Annotated in this window: 16 protein-coding genes and 1 pseudogene; 10 read left to right on the top strand and 7 right to left on the bottom strand. The window is 71.1% G+C overall.

The window, feature by feature from the left end:
- Nucleotide 1: 1 nt before the first annotated feature.
- From lpxD to BT98_RS0102940, 4 genes are read left to right on the top strand one after another with little or no spacing between them, the layout of a single operon-like run.
- Nucleotides 2-1,039: a UDP-3-O-(3-hydroxymyristoyl)glucosamine N-acyltransferase gene (gene lpxD, locus BT98_RS0102955; RefSeq protein ID WP_019460064.1), complete on the top strand. Its 1,038-nt coding sequence runs from the start codon at nucleotides 2-4 to the stop codon at nucleotides 1,037-1,039.
- A complete protein-coding gene (gene fabZ / locus BT98_RS0102950) occupies nucleotides 1,036-1,515 on the top strand; it encodes a 3-hydroxyacyl-ACP dehydratase FabZ (protein ID WP_019460065.1) in 480 nt (159 codons plus the stop codon). The genes lpxD and fabZ overlap by 4 nt, the downstream gene beginning before the upstream one ends.
- Nucleotides 1,512-2,345, top strand: coding sequence for an acyl-ACP--UDP-N-acetylglucosamine O-acyltransferase (gene lpxA / locus BT98_RS0102945; protein ID WP_019460066.1), 834 nt, complete (start codon nucleotides 1,512-1,514; stop codon nucleotides 2,343-2,345). Before fabZ ends, lpxA begins: the two co-directional genes overlap by 4 nt.
- A complete protein-coding gene (locus BT98_RS0102940; protein ID WP_019460067.1) occupies nucleotides 2,342-3,202 on the top strand; it encodes an LpxI family protein in 861 nt (286 codons plus the stop codon). Before lpxA ends, BT98_RS0102940 begins: the two co-directional genes overlap by 4 nt.
- A 171-nt stretch (nucleotides 3,203-3,373) precedes the next feature.
- Here BT98_RS0102940 and BT98_RS0102935 read toward each other — a convergent pair.
- The 4 genes and pseudogenes from BT98_RS0102935 to BT98_RS23060 all read right to left on the bottom strand — a co-directional run.
- Nucleotides 3,374-3,637: pseudogene (locus BT98_RS0102935) on the bottom strand (HU family DNA-binding protein); the annotation flags it as partial.
- A 169-nt stretch (nucleotides 3,638-3,806) separates the two neighbouring features.
- Nucleotides 3,807-4,742, bottom strand: a complete 936-nt coding sequence (locus BT98_RS0102930; protein ID WP_076970078.1) for an NAD(P)/FAD-dependent oxidoreductase — start codon at nucleotides 4,740-4,742, stop codon at nucleotides 3,807-3,809.
- Between the two features lie 6 nt (nucleotides 4,743-4,748).
- Complete coding sequence (locus tag BT98_RS26465; RefSeq protein ID WP_085977393.1) at nucleotides 4,749-5,087, bottom strand: hypothetical protein; 339 nt, start codon at nucleotides 5,085-5,087, stop codon at nucleotides 4,749-4,751.
- Between the two features lie 108 nt (nucleotides 5,088-5,195).
- Nucleotides 5,196-5,807, bottom strand: a complete 612-nt coding sequence (locus BT98_RS23060; RefSeq protein ID WP_019460071.1) for a metal-dependent hydrolase — start codon at nucleotides 5,805-5,807, stop codon at nucleotides 5,196-5,198.
- Between the two features lie 179 nt (nucleotides 5,808-5,986).
- Here BT98_RS23060 and BT98_RS23055 point away from each other — a divergent pair, with 179 nt between their 5' ends.
- A complete protein-coding gene (locus BT98_RS23055; protein ID WP_019460072.1) occupies nucleotides 5,987-6,715 on the top strand; it encodes an inositol monophosphatase family protein in 729 nt (242 codons plus the stop codon).
- Entirely contained in the window at nucleotides 6,712-7,497 is a 786-nt protein-coding gene (locus tag BT98_RS25890) for a 2-keto-4-pentenoate hydratase (RefSeq protein WP_139341656.1), read from the top strand. The genes BT98_RS23055 and BT98_RS25890 overlap by 4 nt, the downstream gene beginning before the upstream one ends.
- 67 nt (nucleotides 7,498-7,564) lie before the next feature.
- Here BT98_RS25890 and BT98_RS23045 read toward each other — a convergent pair whose 3' ends face one another.
- Genes BT98_RS23045 through BT98_RS23040 form a run of 3 tightly spaced genes read right to left on the bottom strand, consistent with a single transcriptional unit; the run spans nucleotide 7,565 to nucleotide 9,909 of the window.
- Nucleotides 7,565-8,245, bottom strand: coding sequence for an acylneuraminate cytidylyltransferase family protein (locus tag BT98_RS23045; RefSeq protein ID WP_208852667.1), 681 nt, complete (start codon nucleotides 8,243-8,245; stop codon nucleotides 7,565-7,567).
- Between the two features lie 19 nt (nucleotides 8,246-8,264).
- Entirely contained in the window at nucleotides 8,265-8,861 is a 597-nt protein-coding gene (locus BT98_RS0102900; protein WP_019460075.1) for a D-sedoheptulose-7-phosphate isomerase, read from the bottom strand.
- A gap of 13 nt (nucleotides 8,862-8,874) precedes the next feature.
- A complete protein-coding gene (locus tag BT98_RS23040) occupies nucleotides 8,875-9,909 on the bottom strand; it encodes a Gfo/Idh/MocA family protein (RefSeq protein ID WP_019460076.1) in 1,035 nt (344 codons plus the stop codon).
- Nucleotides 9,910-10,217: 308 nt separating this feature from the next.
- Between BT98_RS23040 and BT98_RS27570 the strand changes: the two genes are divergently transcribed.
- The 4 genes from BT98_RS27570 to BT98_RS0102875 are packed head-to-tail and all read left to right on the top strand — an operon-like array spanning nucleotide 10,218 to nucleotide 17,114.
- Nucleotides 10,218-11,972, top strand: coding sequence for a hypothetical protein (locus tag BT98_RS27570; protein ID WP_019460077.1), 1,755 nt, complete (start codon nucleotides 10,218-10,220; stop codon nucleotides 11,970-11,972).
- The gene (locus tag BT98_RS0102885) at nucleotides 11,972-15,184 is read left to right on the top strand and encodes a glycosyltransferase family 4 protein (protein ID WP_026033014.1); all 3,213 of its coding nucleotides are present in this window, start codon (nucleotides 11,972-11,974) and stop codon (nucleotides 15,182-15,184) included. The genes BT98_RS27570 and BT98_RS0102885 overlap by 1 nt, the downstream gene beginning before the upstream one ends.
- Nucleotides 15,181-15,927, top strand: coding sequence for a hypothetical protein (locus BT98_RS25885; RefSeq protein ID WP_026033015.1), 747 nt, complete (start codon nucleotides 15,181-15,183; stop codon nucleotides 15,925-15,927). The genes BT98_RS0102885 and BT98_RS25885 overlap by 4 nt, the downstream gene beginning before the upstream one ends.
- Complete coding sequence (locus BT98_RS0102875; RefSeq protein ID WP_019460078.1) at nucleotides 15,924-17,114, top strand: motility associated factor glycosyltransferase family protein; 1,191 nt, start codon at nucleotides 15,924-15,926, stop codon at nucleotides 17,112-17,114. Before BT98_RS25885 ends, BT98_RS0102875 begins: the two co-directional genes overlap by 4 nt.
- The last annotated feature ends 84 nt before the right edge of the window (nucleotides 17,115-17,198 follow it).

The raw sequence follows: 17,198 nt of genomic DNA, 5'->3' as shown, positions 1-17,198 counted from the left end.
CATGGCGGACCCGCGCTTCCATATCCATGCCGGGACGCGGACGCTGGAGGAGGTTGCGCGCGCCGGCGGCGCCGAGATCCTGCGCGGCGACCCCGCTTTCTTCCTGACGGACGTGGCGCCGCTGGACCAGGCCGGGCCGGGCGAGATCGCCTTCGCCGAGGGGCGGCGCAACCGCGACGCCCTGCGGGCGACGCAGGCGGGGGCGGTGATCGTCGCCGCCGCGATGCAGGCGGATGTCCCGGAGCAGGCTGCCGTGCTGCTGGCACGCTCGCCACAACTGGCCTTTGCCAGGATCGCCGGGCTGTTCCATCCGCCGCCGGTGCCGCGCCCGGGCATCCACCCGACCGCCGTGGTGGGGGAGGGCGCGGAGATCGGCGAAAGGTCCGAGATCGGTCCCTATGCCGTGATCGGTGAGGGCGCGAAGCTGGGGCCCGGCTGCATCGTCGGGCCGCATGCCGTCATCGGCCCGAACTGCGTCTTTGGCGCCGGCTGCCGCATCCATGCCCAGGCCAGCGCCTATTTCTGCCTGGCCGGGAACGGGGTGGTGCTGCACCAGGGCGCGCGGGTGGGAAACGAGGGCTTCGGCTTCGTCCCCGATCCATCCGGGAACTTCGTCACCGTTCCGCAATTGGGGCGCGTGGTGCTGGAGGACCGTGTCGAGATCGGTGCGAATTCCTGTGTCGATCGCGGGGCGGCGGGCGATACGGTCCTCGGCGCGGGAACCCGGACCGACAACCTCGTGATGATCGGCCATAATGTCCGCACCGGGCGCGGCTGCATCATCGTGGGACAGGCGGGAATCTCCGGCTCCACGGTCCTGGGCGACTATGTGACCGTGGCCGCGCAGGCAGGCTTGACGGGACATCTCTCAATCGGAACAAAGGCGCGTATCGGCGCGCAGGCGGGCGTCATGAATGATGTGCCGGCAGGCATGGACGTTCTGGGCAGCCCGGCCATGCCGGCGCGGGACGCCATGCGCGGCTTCGCGGCGGTGCGCCGCCTGGCCGCCAAGAAGGTTTCAACGGACAGGACAGAATGAGCGGGCAGGAAGAGCCGCGGGCCGAGGGCGAGACCTTCGAGACTTTCGATATCGCGCAGATCATGGAGGCGATCCCGCATCGCTATCCCCTGCTCCTCGTGGACCGCATGGTGGAGGTGGTGCTGGGCGAGCGCGCCATCGGCATCAAGAACGTCACGGTCAACGAGAACTTCTTCCAGGGCCATTTCCCACGCCATCCGGTGATGCCGGGCGTGCTGATCATCGAAAGCATGGCGCAGACGGCAGCCGTGCTGGTGGTGCGGACGCTGGGGCCCTCCGCGAATGGCAAGCTGGTCTATTTCATGAGCGTCGAGGGCGCGAAGTTCCGCCGTCCCGTGGTCCCGGGCGACCAGCTCCGCATCCATGTGGTGAAGGAGCGGCAGCGCGGGAACGTGTGGAAGTTCAATGCGGAAGCCAAGGTCGATGGCACGGTCGTGGCCGAGGCCACCTATGCCGCGATGATTCTGGACAAGTGAGCGTGGCAGAGATCCATCCCAGCGCTATCGTCGCCGAGGGGGCCCGGCTGGGCGCCGGCGTCAAGATCGGCCCCTGGTGCAGCGTCAGCGCCCAGGCGGTGCTGGAGGAGGGCGTCGAGCTCGTCTCCCACGCCGTCGTGGACGGCGACACGCGGATCGGGCCGGGCACGAAGCTCATGCCCTTCGCCTCGGTCGGCCTGCCGCCGCAGGACCTGAAGTACAAGGGCGAGCTCACGCGCGTGGAGATCGGTGCCCGCTGCACTTTTCGCGAGCATTCGACGATCCATCGCGGCAGCGTCGGCGGCCATGGCCTCACCCGCATCGGCGACAACTGCCTGATCATGGCCTGCGCCCATGTCGGCCATGACTGCCAGCTGTCGGACAACGTGATCCTGGCTAACAACGTCATGCTCGGCGGCCATGTGGAGATCGGCGACACGGTCTTCGTCGGTGGCGGCGCGGCGGTGCACCAGTTCGTTCGCATCGGCCGGCAGGCGGTGATCGGCGGCATGAGCGGCGTCGAGGCGGACGTCATTCCTTATGGCGCCTGCCTGGGCGACCGGGCGCGGCTGACCGGCCTGAACCTGATCGGGCTGAAGCGCCGCGGCTTCTCGCGACCCCGCATCCATGCCTTGCGGGCGGCGGTGCGGAGCCTTTTCGCGGGCGACGGCGTCTTCTCCGAACGCCTGGCGCGGACCCGGGCGAGCTGGGGCGAGGACCCGGCGGTGGCCGAGATCCTGGCCTTCATGGACACGCACAGCCGCCGCGGCCTGATGCGCGCCCGCGTGCATGGGCTGCGCGAGGACGAGGCGTCGGGCGAGGCCGCGTGACCTCGCCGGCCGCGGCCTCCCATGCCCCCCCTCTGGGCATCTTTGCCGGGGAAGGGGAGTTGCCGCTCCGCGTCGCCGCCACCGCCCGGGCGGCGGGGCGGGAAGTGCGTCCCGTGCTGCTGGAGGGTTTCGCCGATCCCGCCGCCTGGGCCGGCTATCCGTCCCTGCGGCTGCGTTTCGGTGCTCTGGGCTCTTCGATCCCCTGGCTGCGGGGTGAGGGGGTGCGCGAGCTGGTGCTTTGCGGCCATGTGCGCCGCCCCTCGCTGCTGTCGCTGCGACCGGATGCGGCGACGGCGCGCTACCTCGCCCGGATCGGCGCGCGCGCCTTTTCCGGCGATGACGGGCTGCTGAGCGCGCTGCGGAAGGTCCTGACGGAGGAGGGCTTCTCGCTGGTCGGGCCGGATTCGGTGCTGGACGGGTTGCAGGTGCCGCCGGGCCTGCTCGGCCATGTCGCTCCGGATGCGGGGCACCGGGAGGATGTCCGCCGTGGCGTTGCGGTGGTGCAGGCGTTGGGCCGGCTCGATGTGGGGCAGGGGGCCGTGGTGCAGCAGGGCCTCGTGCTGGGCGTCGAGGGGATCGAGGGCACGGATGCGCTGATCGCCCGCTGCGGCGCGCTGCGGCGGGAGGGCCGGGGCGGTGTGCTGGTGAAGCTGGTAAAGCCGCAGCAGGACCGCAGCCTGGACATGCCTTCGCTCGGGCCGGCCACGGTGCGGATGGCGGTACAGGCCGGGCTGGCGGGAATCGCCTTCGAGGCGCGGGGAGCGCTGGTGATCCAGCGGGAGGAGATGGTCCGCCTCGCGGACGGGAACGGGATCTTCCTCCTGGCCATCAGGCCCGAGGATTACGCCGGCGGCTGAGCCCGGTGGCCCGTCTTTGCGCGGCGCCCGGAATATCCCGGGCCGTGCTGCGGAAAGCGGCCGCCGGCTGGCGTATCGGGACGATGTCCGGCCGGCGGCTCCGGATCAGCTCGCGCTGCTGCCCGCGCTGCGGGCGGCCTTGCGCTTGGCCTTCTTCAGCCCGGCCAGCGCCGATTCCTTCAGGGCCGGCGAAGGCTTGAATCGCACGGTGGCGCCGGCCTTCACGGCGACCTTCTCGCCGGTGCGCGGGTTCAGCGCGGTCCGCTTGGGCGTCTCGCGGACGCTGAAGGAACCGAACTCCGGCAGCGAAAAGCGGCCGGTCTCGATGATCTCCTTCTTGATCGCCTCGATGAGATCGGTTGCCAGCCGGTTGGCGGCAACGCCGGTCATCTCGCTGGACTCCACGATCACGCCAGTGAGGAACTTCTTGCTCATGCAACCCCTCCAGTAGTGCGGCTTCCATAACGCAGCCGTTTCACGCTGTCTCGGTCAGATGCGAGTAAACATCAAGGGAATCGCATCTTCCACCGCTTCCCCGCGCCCTCGCGGCGAGGGGAGGATGGGCGGGATGCCTTTTGTGCACTGCGAAAGCGGCGATCGGAGGTCAGTCGCGCAACCCGTCGCGAATCAGCTCCGTGTTGACGGCGACGGCTGCCGTGGCGCCCTGCGCGGCGGCGACGATCGCAAGCTGATAGCCCCCGGCGATATCGCCCGCGAGATAGAGGCCGGGCACCGTGCTCGCCTCGTGCCGTCCGGTGCGGGCTGTGTCGTGTTCCGTCATCTCGCAACCCAGCGCCTCGGCGAGATCGCAGCGTTGGCGCCACGGCGTGGCAAGGAAAAGCCCTTCGCGCGGCAGCCGGTCGCCCTGCGCGAAGAGGATGGCCGAAAGGTTCCCTGCCTCAGATTCGAGCCGTGCGATGCGGTCCGTCCTGATCGCGATGCCCTGGCCTTCCAGGCGCTTCCCCCAGCGGTCCGGGTATTCCGGCGGCCCATCGGTGCAGAGCACGAGATCCGGCGTCCAGTGCCGGATCTCCAGGGCGAAGCGCACCGCGTCCTCGCTGTTGCCATGGACGGCCAGCGGGCGTCCGCGGTGCTCCCAGCCGTCGCAGATGGGGCAGCGCCAGGCGCTTCGCCCCCAGACGGCGTCCAGGCCCTCCAGCGGTGGCAACTGGTCCACCACCCCGGTGGCGAGGATCAGCTTCGGCGCGACGACCACCCGGCCATCGGAGAGTTCCAGGCGGAAGGCACCGTCGTCCTGCCGCACGGCTTTCGTTGCCGTCACCTGTTGCACGGAGACGCTGGGATAGCGGGCGATCTCCTGCTGCGCGATTCGCAGCATCTCGGACGGTGGCGTGCCGTCGCGCCCGAGATAGCCGCGCATGGCCTTGGCGGCGGCATTGCGGTGCTGCCCCGAATCGCAGACCAGCGTACGGCGGTCGCAGCGCCCCAGGATCAGGGCGGCGCTCAGGCCCGCAGGCCCGGCGCCGACCACCACGACCTCCCATCCGGCTTCCGTCTCCACGCGCCTTGGATCTGCCATGGTGCCCTAGCGCGGCTGGATCTGCGGATTGCCGCCGGGCGAGCCGGGCGGCGGGATGACCGGCGTGGTATTGGGCCGGGGATCGGGAACGGTGGTGTGGATTCCCGGGTCCACCCGGCCGGTCGCGGGCGGCTGGATCACCCCGCTGCGCGGCATGGGGTTGGAGCGCTCCGGCGCGGTATTCCGACCCGGCGCGGAAGGTTCCGGCATGGGGGCGTAGGGGCTGCCGGGCGTCGTGGGCGAGGGAGCCTGCGCCAGGGCAGGTCCGGACAGGAGGGCGAGAAGCCCGGCGAGCCGGGGCAGGCTGCGCCATGCGGGTATCGGCTTGCTTGGCGGTTGCGGCATCGTGTGGCCTCCCTCGGACATGGGGCTTGGAGCGGCTGTCCGCCCTCTGGAACGCCCGGCACGACGGGGAGGTTTGCCCGCCACGCGAATCGCCGCGCGGCGCCCGCTTCAGGAACGGTTGGCGAAGCGACCCGCCATGGCCCGCTCCACGGGATGGGCGCGCTGCTCCCGCTCCGGCGTGCAGGGACGGAAGCCCTCGTAGCCCTGCCAGACCCGGCAGAGTCCGGCGGCCCGCCAGCCGGAAGCGAGGTCCGGCTTGCCGAAGGTTCCGCAGCCCGCGCAACTCAGGATCAGCGCCACCACCAGCGGCTCGAAGGCGGAGCCGGTCCGGCAGAGGGGCAGGGACCAGGTGCCCTTCATCGGCCAGGCGAGGCGCAGCCCGCCGGGCGTGAGCAGGTCCGCCACCAGATGCGAGAGATAGCCCACCAGCAGAGGCGCCATCACCCAGCGCGGCAGGTCGGTCTGCAGCAGCAGCACGAAGCAGGCCGCGACGGCCAGGGCGGAATGGGTGATGCCGCGATGGCCGAAGATCCAGCCGATGACATTGGAGACCGGCCGCGTGCGCTTGCCGACCCAGGATTTCGGATGGTCGATATCCGGCAACAAGGCGCCGAGCACGGCAAGCCCCAGGGAGGCGGCATCCACGGCGGGAAGGCCGAATTTCGGTGCCGCCACCAGCCAGGCCGCGGCGCCGAGCGCGATATGCGACCCCGCCATCATGCCGGTGGCTGCGTCCTTGTTGAACCTGCTTGAGATTAGATCTCAAAGAATCGGCCTACAAGGCTGAATCCCGACGTTTTTCTCGGAAACTATGCGATTCCTGTGCGAAACGCGCCCGATTCCGGTCCCGCGCGTGTTCCGCACTGTCCTTGCCCGTCCCGCTGGCGCAAACTGGGCGCATGGACAACCTGACAGCTCTCGCCCTGGCCGAGTCGGCCGCAAGGGTGAGCCGGGATCTGCTGCGCGCCGGCGGCGGCGTGGCGGAATCCGCCATCGGCCGGGACATCAAACTTCAGCAGGACAAGGCCTCCGAGGCCCTGATCATCGCCGCGCTGCGCGAGGCCGCGCCCTTTCCGGTGCTCAGCGAGGAGGCCGGCTGGATCGGCGGCCAGCCGGCGCCGGGCGAGGCCTGGTGGGCGGTGGACCCGCTGGACGGGTCGTGGAACTTCTTCCGGGGCGTGCCGCTCTGCTGCGTCTCCGTGGCGCTGTGCCGCGACGACAAGGCGGTGCTGGGCGCGATCTACGACTTCAACCGGGACGAGCTCTTCTCCGGCGGACCGGGGCTGGGCTTCCGCCAGGACGGCATGCCGGTCGAGCCGCCGGCCCGGCCACGCGCGGTGCTGTCCACCGGCCTGCCCGCCAAGGCGGACCATTCGCCCGAGGGCCTGGCGCGGGTGATCGGCCGCTTCGAGGGCTGGACCAAGATCCGCATGATCGGCAGCGCCGCGCTCTCCCTGGCCTGGGTCGCCTGCGGGCGCTTCGACGGCTACGAGGAGGAAGGCATCAACTGGTACGACGTCGCCGCCGGCTGCGCGCTGGTGGAGGCCGCGGGCGGCGAGATCGCCGTCACCGGCGAGGTCGGCGGGCCGATGCATGTGCGCGCCGTGACGGGGAGGGCACCCTCGTGAGCGGGTTGGCGGAGCGCCGCGCGCTGGCGGCGAAGCTGATCGCGGCGGTGCGGGACCGCGCCGTCCTGGCGCCGCAGCCGGCCGAGATCCCGGCCAGCCTGGCGGAGGCCGAGGCGGTGCAGGACGCGGTGGTGGCGGGAACGATCCGGAAGATCGGGGCCTGGAAGCTGGGCGCCACGGTGAAGTCGGTGCGCGAGGGCTTCGGGCTGGAACGCGGCTTCTTCGGCGTGCTGCCGGCGGAGCGTGTGCTGCCTTCCGGCGCCGAGCCGCCCGCGTCGGACCTGCCGCAGGCCGGGGTGGAGAGCGAGATCGCCTTCCGCTTCGGCCGCGACCTTGATCCGCGCGGCGCGCCCTGGTCGGCGGAGGAGGTGCGGGCGGCGATCACGGGCGTGCATCCCGCGATCGAGGTGCCGCAGACCCGCTTCGCCGCGCTGGGGCAGTTCGGCGCCTTCGGCCTGATCGCCGACAACGGCGCCTCGGGCCTCGGCATCGTCGGGGAGGGCGTCGCGGACTGGACGCCGGAGGAGCTGCTGGAGCTGCGGGTGTCGGTCAGCTTCGACGGAGCCGAGGCGGCGTGGGGCACTGGTGCGCTGGTGGAAGGCGGGCCCTTCGGCGCCACCGTGGCCTTCGTGGCCCTGGCCAATGCGCGCGGCTACACGATCCAGGCGGGGCAGTACGTGCTGACCGGTTCCTGCACCGGCTGCCTGCAGCCGCCGCGACCCGGGCTGGTGCGCGCCTCCTTCGGCCGTTTCGGCGCGGTGGAGATGCGGGTTCCGGCCTGAGCCGGAAAGGACGAAGCGCCGGGAGGTCTCCCTCCCGGCGCTTCCTGTCGGGTGATGCATCGCGCCGTCAGGCGGCGGCGGCATCCAGCGCCGCGGCGGGACGGTGCACCGTGTCCCAGAGCGCCTCGGCGATGTCGAAATCCTCCTGCGTCTTGATCACGTGCCCGGCCATCCGGCCCACCGGCCAGGTGCCGATGCGGCCGGAATAGGTGGCGCAGCGTCCGGCGGCGAAGGCCTCCAGATAGGTCTCGCGCCGCCAGCCGGTGATCGACCAGGTGATCCGCTCGACCGGCAGCAGGTCCTGGCTGTTGGTCTTCTCGGCGAAGGTGAAGTTCACCGGCGCGCCGCGATGCATGCATTCCAGGTTCTCGTGGATGACGCTCATCAGCGCGTCCTCCTGCCCCTCGCGCAGCCGGTTGACGAAGGAGCGGACCTCCTCCGCCGTCAGCAGCGGCGCGATGGAATGCACCTGCACCACCGCGTCGCAGGTGCGCTTCTCCAGGAACTCCGCGACGAACTGCTCGGAGGTCGCGGTGTTGGAGCCGAGATGCTCCGGGCGCTGGTGGAAGCGGGCGCCTTCGGCCAGCGCCACCGGCCCGAAGGCCGGATGCTCCGAATTCACCCAGATCTCGTCGAAGACCCCGGCCTCCTGGCACTTGCGGATCGCATGCGCGATCAGCGGCGCGCCGCGGATCTCCTTGAGGTTCTTCTGCTTCAGGCGCTGGCTGCCCATGCGGGCAGGGATCATGGCCAGGATGCGCATGGCGTCAGACCACGCTGTACTCGGCCTCGCCGACCAGCATGTCGACGACGGTGGTCAGCCAGATGTTGTGCACGCCCTCGACCACGTTGTAGGCGCCCGAGGGGATGTGGAAGTTGATGTCGCCTTGCGCCTTCAGCGGGTTCTCCGGCGACTTGCCGGTGAAGGTGACGACGCTGACGTCGTTCCTGCGGGCCCATTCGGCGGCCTTCACGGCATTCGGCGAGGTGCCGCTGACGGAGATCAGCACCACCGCGTCGCCCGGATCGGCATAGCGCTCCATGGCGCGCCAGATCCAGTTCTCATAGCCGTAGTCGTTGGCGAAGCAGGTGATCAGGTTGGGCTCGTTGAAGTCCACCGCGCGGACCCGGCCCTGCTTGGTGAAGTCCACCGCGCCGTGCGAGGAGATCGAGGCCGAGGCGCCGTTGCCGGCGAAGAGCAGCTTGTTCTTGCTGGCGCGGATCTTGAGGCAGAGATCGCGGAAGGCGATCAGCGCCGGGTAGTGCTTCTCGTCGAAGGCCTCCGACGTGTAGCGCTGGAAGTAGTTCTCGAGCCAGCCGTGCCAGTCATTGGTCACGACGGCGTCCTTGACGTTGGTGTCCATCACTCTCTTCCCCTCAGTCCGCATGTCCCAGGAGCATCTCGCGCAGATCGGCGGATTCGTGCCGTTCATGGGCGTAGATGCGGTCGATCAGGTCGAGCACCTGCAGCGCCTGCGCCGAGGAGCCGTAGGTGACGGCCGAGCCGGTGCGAACCGACTCGAAGAAGGCGTCCACCTCGCGCTGCCAGGAGGCATCCACCTCGAAGTGGATCTTCTCCTCGCTGTCGAAGCTCGCGGCCGGCGCCCTGGCGCGGTTGCGCGCGATGGTCAGGACTTCCTCGCCATAGGTGCCGGAGGAGGTCTTGAGCCCGTTCAGCGTGAGGTAGCCGCGCTCCAGGAAGACCTCGAGCGAGAAGAGGTGGCGCCACTGCGTCATGGTCGAGTGGAAGGAGACGGCGCAGCCCGTGGCGCTGTCGCGCATCAGGGCGAAGACGTTGTCCTCGATGCCCGGCGTCTTCCAGTAGAGGTTGGAGACCATGGCCTGCACCTCGTCGAACGGACGCCCGTTCAGGTGCAGCAGCAGGTCGAGCATGTGGATGCCCTGGTCGAGCAGGATGCCGCCGCCGGCGAGGCTCCGGTCGGCGCGCCAGCCCTTCAGGTAGTCGCCGTCCACGCTCTTGCCGTAGCGGCCGCGCATCCAGAGGATCCGGCCGAACTCGCCTTCCTCGACCATCTCCTTCATGCGCAGGATCGCGCCGTGGTGGCGATGGTTGAAGCCGTACATCAGGACCCGGCCGCATTCCTGCTCGACACCGATGATCTCGCGCATCTCGGTGCCGTTGAAGCAGGGCGGCTTCTCGCAGAACACGTGCTTTCCGGCCCGCAGGGCGGCGATGGTCAGGGGGCGGTTCAGCCAGTTCGGCGTGCAGACGAAGACCGCGTCGAGGCTGGGATCGGCGATGATCTCCTCGGCCGAGGCGGCATAGGGATATGGGCAGTCGGGCAGCCGTACCGTGTCGAAGACGGTGGCGATCTCCGCGTGCCGCCCAGCCTCGATGGCGTCGGCCCGGATCTGCCCCATCTTCCCGTAGCCGATGATCCCCACTTTCATGCGGTGAGTCCCTTTTTGGTGGCTGCCCGGGTTGACGACCCAGGGGGCGACAACCATGGGTGGGTAAACTAAGGGTTATTTTGCACCGCAAGATTGCATGACACAACCATTTAGTGTGTAAGACCTTTAGAACGCTTCTCATTAGTTGAGACAATGGAAGCGTTCGCGTCCGTCTATTTACTTAAACGTGATTAACCCTTGCTATGGTTGTGGGCATGCTGAAAGGTGCAACTTCAATGTTCCGCGAGCGCCGACAACCGGACATGACCGCTTACGAATCCGAGGGTGAGGGCTGCCCTGATACAGCCATGCCAGGGCAGGTCATCGAGGCCAGCCTCGACGAGGCCGGCTTCTTCACGTTGCGGATGAACGCGATGGGCACGGAGATCGAGAGCGTCCTGCTCGATACCGGCTACGGGCCGCCGGAGGTGGTGCACCCGCTGGACGGGGGCCGCTTCGAGGCCAGGCTGCATCTGGCGGAGCGCGATGCCGCGCCGGTCCTGACGGTCACCACGAAGGATGGGCGTCACGATCTTGCCCTGCGGCCGCATGGCTGCCTTGGTCCGCTGGCCGCGAACCGCCCGTCGCCGGCCCTGGTCTCGCGCCGGGCCGATGCCGTGGCCGCCCTGCGCGAAGGGCCGGGCGCCGTGGTGCTGTTCCTCGCCACGGACACCGAGGGCGAGGGCTGGGACCGGCTCTGTGCCCTGGGCGGAGGGTTGCGCGCGGAGGGGCATTCCCCCTGGCTCCTGCTGGTGTCCGATGCCGCGGGCTTCTCCGGCGCCACGGCCCGGATGCTGGCCCATTTCGACTTGGCGATGCTGGCGGTGCCGGCGCGTGGCCTGCCGGCCTCCGAGTGGGAGCCGTTCCCCGGCGACCCGGCGCTGGAACAGGTGATGCTGCGGATTGCCAAGCCCGCCGAAGGTGTGCGCCTGCCCGCGCTGCTGCTGGCCGAAACCCCGCAACTGCTGCAACGCTTCGGCAAGCCCGCGCTGGCCTTCCCGCGTGCCTGCCTGCTGCCCGCCGAGGCGGTGACGGCGCCACGCTTGGTCTATATCCCGCAGCACCGGCAGAAGCTGGTGGGGCAGATGCGCGACAGGCTGCGCGGCATCCGCGTCATCCTGTCCTCCGAACCGCTGCGCGCCAGCCTGTCTCGTCTCTGTCCGGAGGTGCCGACCCTGGTGCTGCGGGACGGGGTGCCGGCCACGGGGCTGGCACGCGGGCTGGGCCTGCCCATGGCGAGCCCCTCGGCCGAGGCCCTGGACCGCGCCCTGCGTCAGCTGGTGCTGGAGGCACGCCTCGCCGATCCGGAGGGCGAGGGGCGGACCGGCCTGCTGGTGGACGGCACGGAGGGCGACACCCTGACCGGGGAACTATCGAGACTGGCCCAGGGCCGGCTCTATGCCCTGGGTGGCGGCAATGCCTTGGGTGGCGGCACAGCATCCGGCGTGAAGCCCCTGGCCCGCGCCATGCGCGACGGTGTGGAGCGCCTTCTGGTGCCGGCCGTCGGCGCGGAGGGGGAAGCGCTCGGCGCCATTGTCGAGGAATGGGGCCTGGAAGCCATTCCGCTGCTGCCGGGTCCCTCGACCGCCGACCGGCGCGCCCTGGCGGCGCTGCGCGGCATCCGGGCGGGCGGGATCGCGCTGCTGGCCGACGCCGCCGTCTACCGCCCCTCGCCCAGCGAGGAGGACTTGGTGCTCCTCGCCGGCGGCGAGGCGGGGCTGGAGGCGGATGTTGTGGAACTCGGCTGGGCCGGCGATCCGCGCCGGGGACGCCTCGCCAGCCTGTTCGATGCGCGGGCGCCCGCCTTCTGGGGCCGGCCGCCGGCAAGGGGCATGGGGGCGACGATCGGCTACGGGGCGGAACTGGCCGCTCCCCTGTTCGCCGGAACGCCGGCCGCGCCCTCCCGGCTGCTGCCGCTGCTGGCCTTCGTGCTGCATGCCGGCTGCGTCTCGCTGCGCCTGGCCATCCCGCCGGCCGAGGAGGCCGCCCTGGCCCCCGCGCTCCGTCGGCTGGAGGCGGAGGGCATCCGGGTCTTCGCACGCGATCGGAGGAGGGCCGCCTGATGCGGGTCGCGATCTTTGTCACCAACGCGCCCGGCAACTACGGCGGCGGCCGGCTCGCGGCCTATGTGCTGGCGCAGTGCCTCGCCCGCGCCGGGGCCGACGTGGCCTTCGTCACCAACCACGTCCCCGTCTTTCACGAGGACCTGCACGCCTTCGGGCGGCCGGGCCGGATCGGCATCCATGTCACCAAGGACTTCCTGACGGCGCTGCCGGAAGGGCGCTTCGACGTGGTGGTGCTGATCCCGACGCAGTCGCTGGACCGCATGGTCTATGTCGGCGCGCGCGGCTTCGCGCAGCGGCGCGGGGCGCGGATGTGCATCTTCAACTTCGAGACGCCGAACTGGTTCAACGCCGCCGTGCCGGTGCCGCGCGACGAGGTGCTGTGGCGCGAATGGAAGCTGGCCACCGAGGATGTCGCCGAGAACGGCGTGCTGATCCTCAGCAATTCCCGCGAATCCGAGAAGTACGCGCGCCTCTGGTACGATGACGAGCGGCTGGAATTCGGCCACTGGCACCAGCCGATCAACCTCGACGCGGCGGCGCGGGCGGCGGTGCAGTACCGCGAGAAGCGCATCCTGAGCTTCGTGCGGCCGCGCGACCCGCACAAGGGCGCGGGCGACCTGATCGACGTGCTCTGCGAGGAGATGCGCGGCTGGACGCTGTCGCTGATCGTCGGCAGCCCGAAGCTGGACGAGGCCTATCGCGACGCGCTGGTGCCGGTGGCGCGCCGCTATGGCGTCGAGGTCGAGGTGCATCCGCTGGCCAGCGACACGCAGAAATTCGTCGAGCTGCGCCGCGCCCGGATGCTGCTCTACCCCTCCTGGTTCGAGGGCTATGGCCTGCCGCCGATCGAGGCGCTGACCGTGGGCACGCCTTGCGTCTGCTACGACCTGGACGTGGTGAAGGAGGTCTGCGGCGACGCGCTGATCACCGCGCCGGTCGGCGACGTGGCGAAGCTGCGCGAGGGCGTGCTGCGGGTGATGAAGTCCTCGCCCGAGGACTGGGCGTACCTGCCGCAGGTGGTGGAGGCGGTCTCCTCCGTCGAGCGCTGCGGCCAAGCGGCGCTGGCGGAGCTGGAGCGCTTCCTGGCCAGGCCGCTGCCGCCGAAGCCGCAGCTTTCCACCCCCGCGAAGCTGCCGAAGCGGCCGGAGCCCAAGCGCCTCAACCTGGGCGCGGCGGTGATGCATCCGGGCTGGCTGCTGGAGATCAAGGGCTGGGCCGCCGCGCCGCCCGATGCGCGCGTGGTGCTGCGCGCGGATGGCGAGCTGCTCGGCGAGGCGGTGCGCGGCATGGTGCGCAAGGACGTGCTCAAGGAGAATCCCTGGATCGGCACGGAGGAGTGCGGCTTCGGGCTGGTCCGCCCGCATGTCGCCATGGGCCATGCGGTGCAGGTCAGCGCCGTGGTGCTCTCCGCCTCGGGCGAGGTGCTGGACCATGCCACGCGGGTCTATGACCTGGTGGAGCTGGCCAAGGCACGGCCGGCCAAGCCGCCGAGCTGGTGGCGCAGCGGCGGCATGAAGTTCCTGCGCGAAGCCGGCAGCAGCCTGGTGCATGGCTGGGCCGCCGGGGCGCCGGTTCCCTTCCTGCTGGAAGGCTTCGCCGGGCCGCGCCGGGTCTGGATGCAGGGCGGCCGGGCGCGGCCCGATGTGATGGGCAAGCTGGAAGGCTTCCCGCAGCAGACGCCGGGCTTCAGCGCCCATCTCGGCCCCGAGGAAAGCTGGATGCTGGAGGCGGCGGGCGCCTTCACCCTGGTCGGCTACAGCCGCGCCGGCGTCGCGGTGCAGGCCCTGCCGGCGAAGTGGGAGAAGGCCGCGCCGGGGGCGGTGGAGCCGCATCTCGCGCAGGGCGAGGACCCGACCAGCCTGCCGGTCCTGGCCGAGCTCAAGCGCGTCGCCCTCGACGAATACGGCGTGCTGGAGGTGGAGGGCCATGTCCTGTCCCGCCCTCGCATGGAGGCGATCCGCGTGCTGCTCGACGGCGAGCTGCTGGGCGAGACCCTGCCGGACCGGTTGCAGACCGGCCTGCACAACAAGAACCGGGCCTATGGCGACGCCTATTCCGGCTTCGCCCTGAACGGCCGGGCGCCGAACCTGCCGGGGGAGGAGGTTCGGGTGGAGTTCATCCGGGGCGGGGAGGTGGCGCATGCGATCGCCACCGCGCCGACGCGGATGCGCCGGGGCAAGGGCGCGCGCTACGGCGCCGATCTCGCCTGGCTGCCGCCCGGCCTGCTGGAGGATGCCGGTTCCGGCGTGACCCTGGTGGTGATCGAGAAGGGGACGACCCTCGACCACCTGCGCGGCGCGGCGGAGCGGGCGCTGCTGGCCGAACTGCGCCGGCGCGGGCCGCTGCTGCTGCTGCTGCACGGCAACCCGCACGGCTTCACCCCGGACCTGTCGCGCTGGCAGGAGCTCTGCGACGGGCTGCTGCTGGTGAACGACCTGCATCCGGGCGAAGACGCCCTGGCGCACAGCCTGGCTCTGCTCGCGGCCGAGCCGGGTCTGGGGCGGGTGATCATGCGCGGCGCCAAGCGGCGCAGCGCCATTCCCGACGGGCTGCGCACCACCACCCTGCTGCCCGGCGCGGAGCTGGGCGCTTTCCGGGCCGGGCGGCTGGGCTTCGGCATGCAGCCCGGGCCCGGGGTGATCGGCCTGGACGGGCCGGGGCTGCTGCGCGCCCTGGCCCTGCCCGGCATGGCGCCGCCGGAGGGGCTGGGAGAGGGACCCTGGCTGCTGCTCGATGCCACCCTGGCCGAAGCGGCGGTGCTGCGCGACGCCCTGTCGCGCCTTGCCACGCCGCTGCGCAAGGCGGGCCTGTCGCTGCTCTGCGTGGTGGATGCGCCGCCGCTGGAGCCCACCGAGAGCCTGCGCGCCCGGCTCGGCCTGCCGCGCGACCTGCCGGTCGCCTGGGCGGCCTCCGCGCTGCTGCTGGCGCCCGCCACGGTCCGCGCCGTGGTGGACCTCGCCCCGGCAGTGGGCGTCGCGCCCTTCTGCGGCGCCATGGCGGCGCGGGGCGTCCCCGTGCTGGCCCTGGCCGGCGCTTCCGCGACGGGCAGCCCCTGGCCGCTGGTGACGCCGAAGGAGCTGGCTTCCGGCATGCTGCCGGTCCCGGTCCTGCCGGGCGATCCCTATGCGGCGCTGGAGGCCATCGAGCCCGCGCGGGCGGTCCGGGACGAGGCCGAATCCCTGCCCCTTTCCACTGCGGAGGCCGCATGAACGCCCTGCTTCCCGTCGCGCTGGCCCATGCGGCGGAGGCGCGCCGCGTCCTGCTGCGGGAGAACCTGACCCTGTCCGGCTTCTGGGAGGTGGAGTTCCTCCAGGGCCTGCCGTCGCGCCGGATCGGCCCCGCCCCGGCGGCCATGCTGACCCTGCCGCCGGTGGAGGAGCCGGTCGGCCGCCTCCGCCTGCTCCTCGCGCCCGCCGACCTGTCGCCCTTCGGCACCCTGACCGTGGCGCTGGAAGGCAAGCCGCTGGCGCTGCGGCCCGTGCCGGTTCCGGCCGAGTTCGCCGGGCTGGACGACGTGGTGGCGCTGGAGGCCCCGGTGGAGGGAGCGGGGGCCGGGCGGCTGGAGCTGCGCCTGACCCGCAGCCTGCCGCATCCGGACGGCACCCGCCTCGCCGGGCCGCTGCTGCTGGTCGTGGACCGGCCGCTGGCCCCCAGGCCCGCCGTCGTCAGCAAACCGGCGGAGAAGGCGAAGCCAACCGCTCCCGAGGCGGAGGCAAAGCCCAAGCCGGCGGAGAAGCCTGCCGGCGCCGTGAAGGCGGCCGAGGCCACCGAGCCGAAGCCCGCCGCCCCCAAGGCCGGGGCCAAGCCCGCGGCGGCGGAAAAGCCCGGGAAACCCGCCGTGGCCGCCAAGGTGGCCGCACCCGCCGAGGCGGCGCCCGCCACGCCCGAGGCCACGAAGCAGCCCGCCGAGGCCAGACCCGCGGACAAGGAAAAGGCGAAGGTGGCGGCATGACGTTCGTCCATGTGAACGCGGCGGATGCCGACCTGGCCGAGGAATGGCTGCGCGCGACGCCGAACCGCCTTTTCGGCGGCGGCGCGCCGGTCATCCTGTCGGATGAGGAGGACGCGCCGATCGCCGCCGGCATCGCGCGGCGCCACGGGCTGGCGCACCACGCCATCCCCGACGCGCCGGACCGGCCGGAGGCGCTGCGGCTGCGCCCGCTGCTGGGGCCGGTGGGCGCGCGGGAGGCGGTGATCCTCAGCGAGCCCGCACGCATGTCCATGGTCTTCCTCAGCGGCGAGGAGCAGCCCGCCTGGAACGACCGCTATCCGGCGGTGCGGGTGATGCACGCGCTCGGCGCCCGGCGCTTCCACTTCCTGGGCCGGACACGGGAGCTGCGGATCGAGGTGCCGCTGCTGCTGGACACCTTCCGCAACCGCCATGCCGGCAAGCGCGCCTTCGTGGTCGGCAACGGGCCCAGCCTGCGGCAGATCGACATGGGGCGGCTGAAGGGGGAGATCGCCCTCGGCTCCAACCGCTCCTTCATGGGCTATGCCGACTGGGGACTGGCCTTCCCCTACTGGGCCATCTCGGACCGGCTCCAGATCGAGATGTACCGCGAGGAGTACGAGGCGGGGATGGATGCGGACTCCATCAAGTTCATCCCCTTCGAGTATCTCGGCTTCCTGCGCATGCCGAACCAGGTGCCGGTGCCGATGCCGGGCGAGATCCTGGCCGGCGAGCAGATCCTGGGCTTCCCGCAGTTCGGGGAAACGCCGGCGATGCTGTTCAACAGCTTCACCGTGACGATCGTGCTGATCCAGCTTGCCGTCATGATGGGCTGCAACCCGGTCGTGCTGGTGGGGGTGGACCATTCCTACCCCATCGCCAAGGTGCGCCGGCGCGGGCAGGACGAGCAGGACCCGAATCCGACGGCGCATATCCCGCCGGAGGAGTTGGTGAAGCGCACGCGGCTCGGCTTCGACTTCTGGGAAGGCAACACCGCCCAGGGGCCGACGCACTTCACCAACAACTACACCAGCAACCGCATCTTCGTGCCGCCGCGCACCGCCTGGTCGGAGGTCTGCTACAGCTATTGCAGCCTCTGGGGCGCGGCGAACGGGGTGGAGGTGCTGAACGCCACGCCGGGCACGCATCTCGACGCCTTCCCGAAGGTCGGCTTCGAGAGCCTGTTCTGAGCCTGGCCCGGCCACCCGGGCCGGAGGGGGGAGGGGCCGGGAACATAAATATGATGCCGGAACGGAATCCCGGCCTGCTTTCGG

Origin of the sequence: Roseomonas mucosa ATCC BAA-692 (assembly GCF_000622225.1) — a bacterium.
Lineage (GTDB): Bacteria > Pseudomonadota > Alphaproteobacteria > Acetobacterales > Acetobacteraceae > Roseomonas > Roseomonas mucosa.
This window is presented reverse-complemented; position numbering and strand designations above follow the sequence as displayed.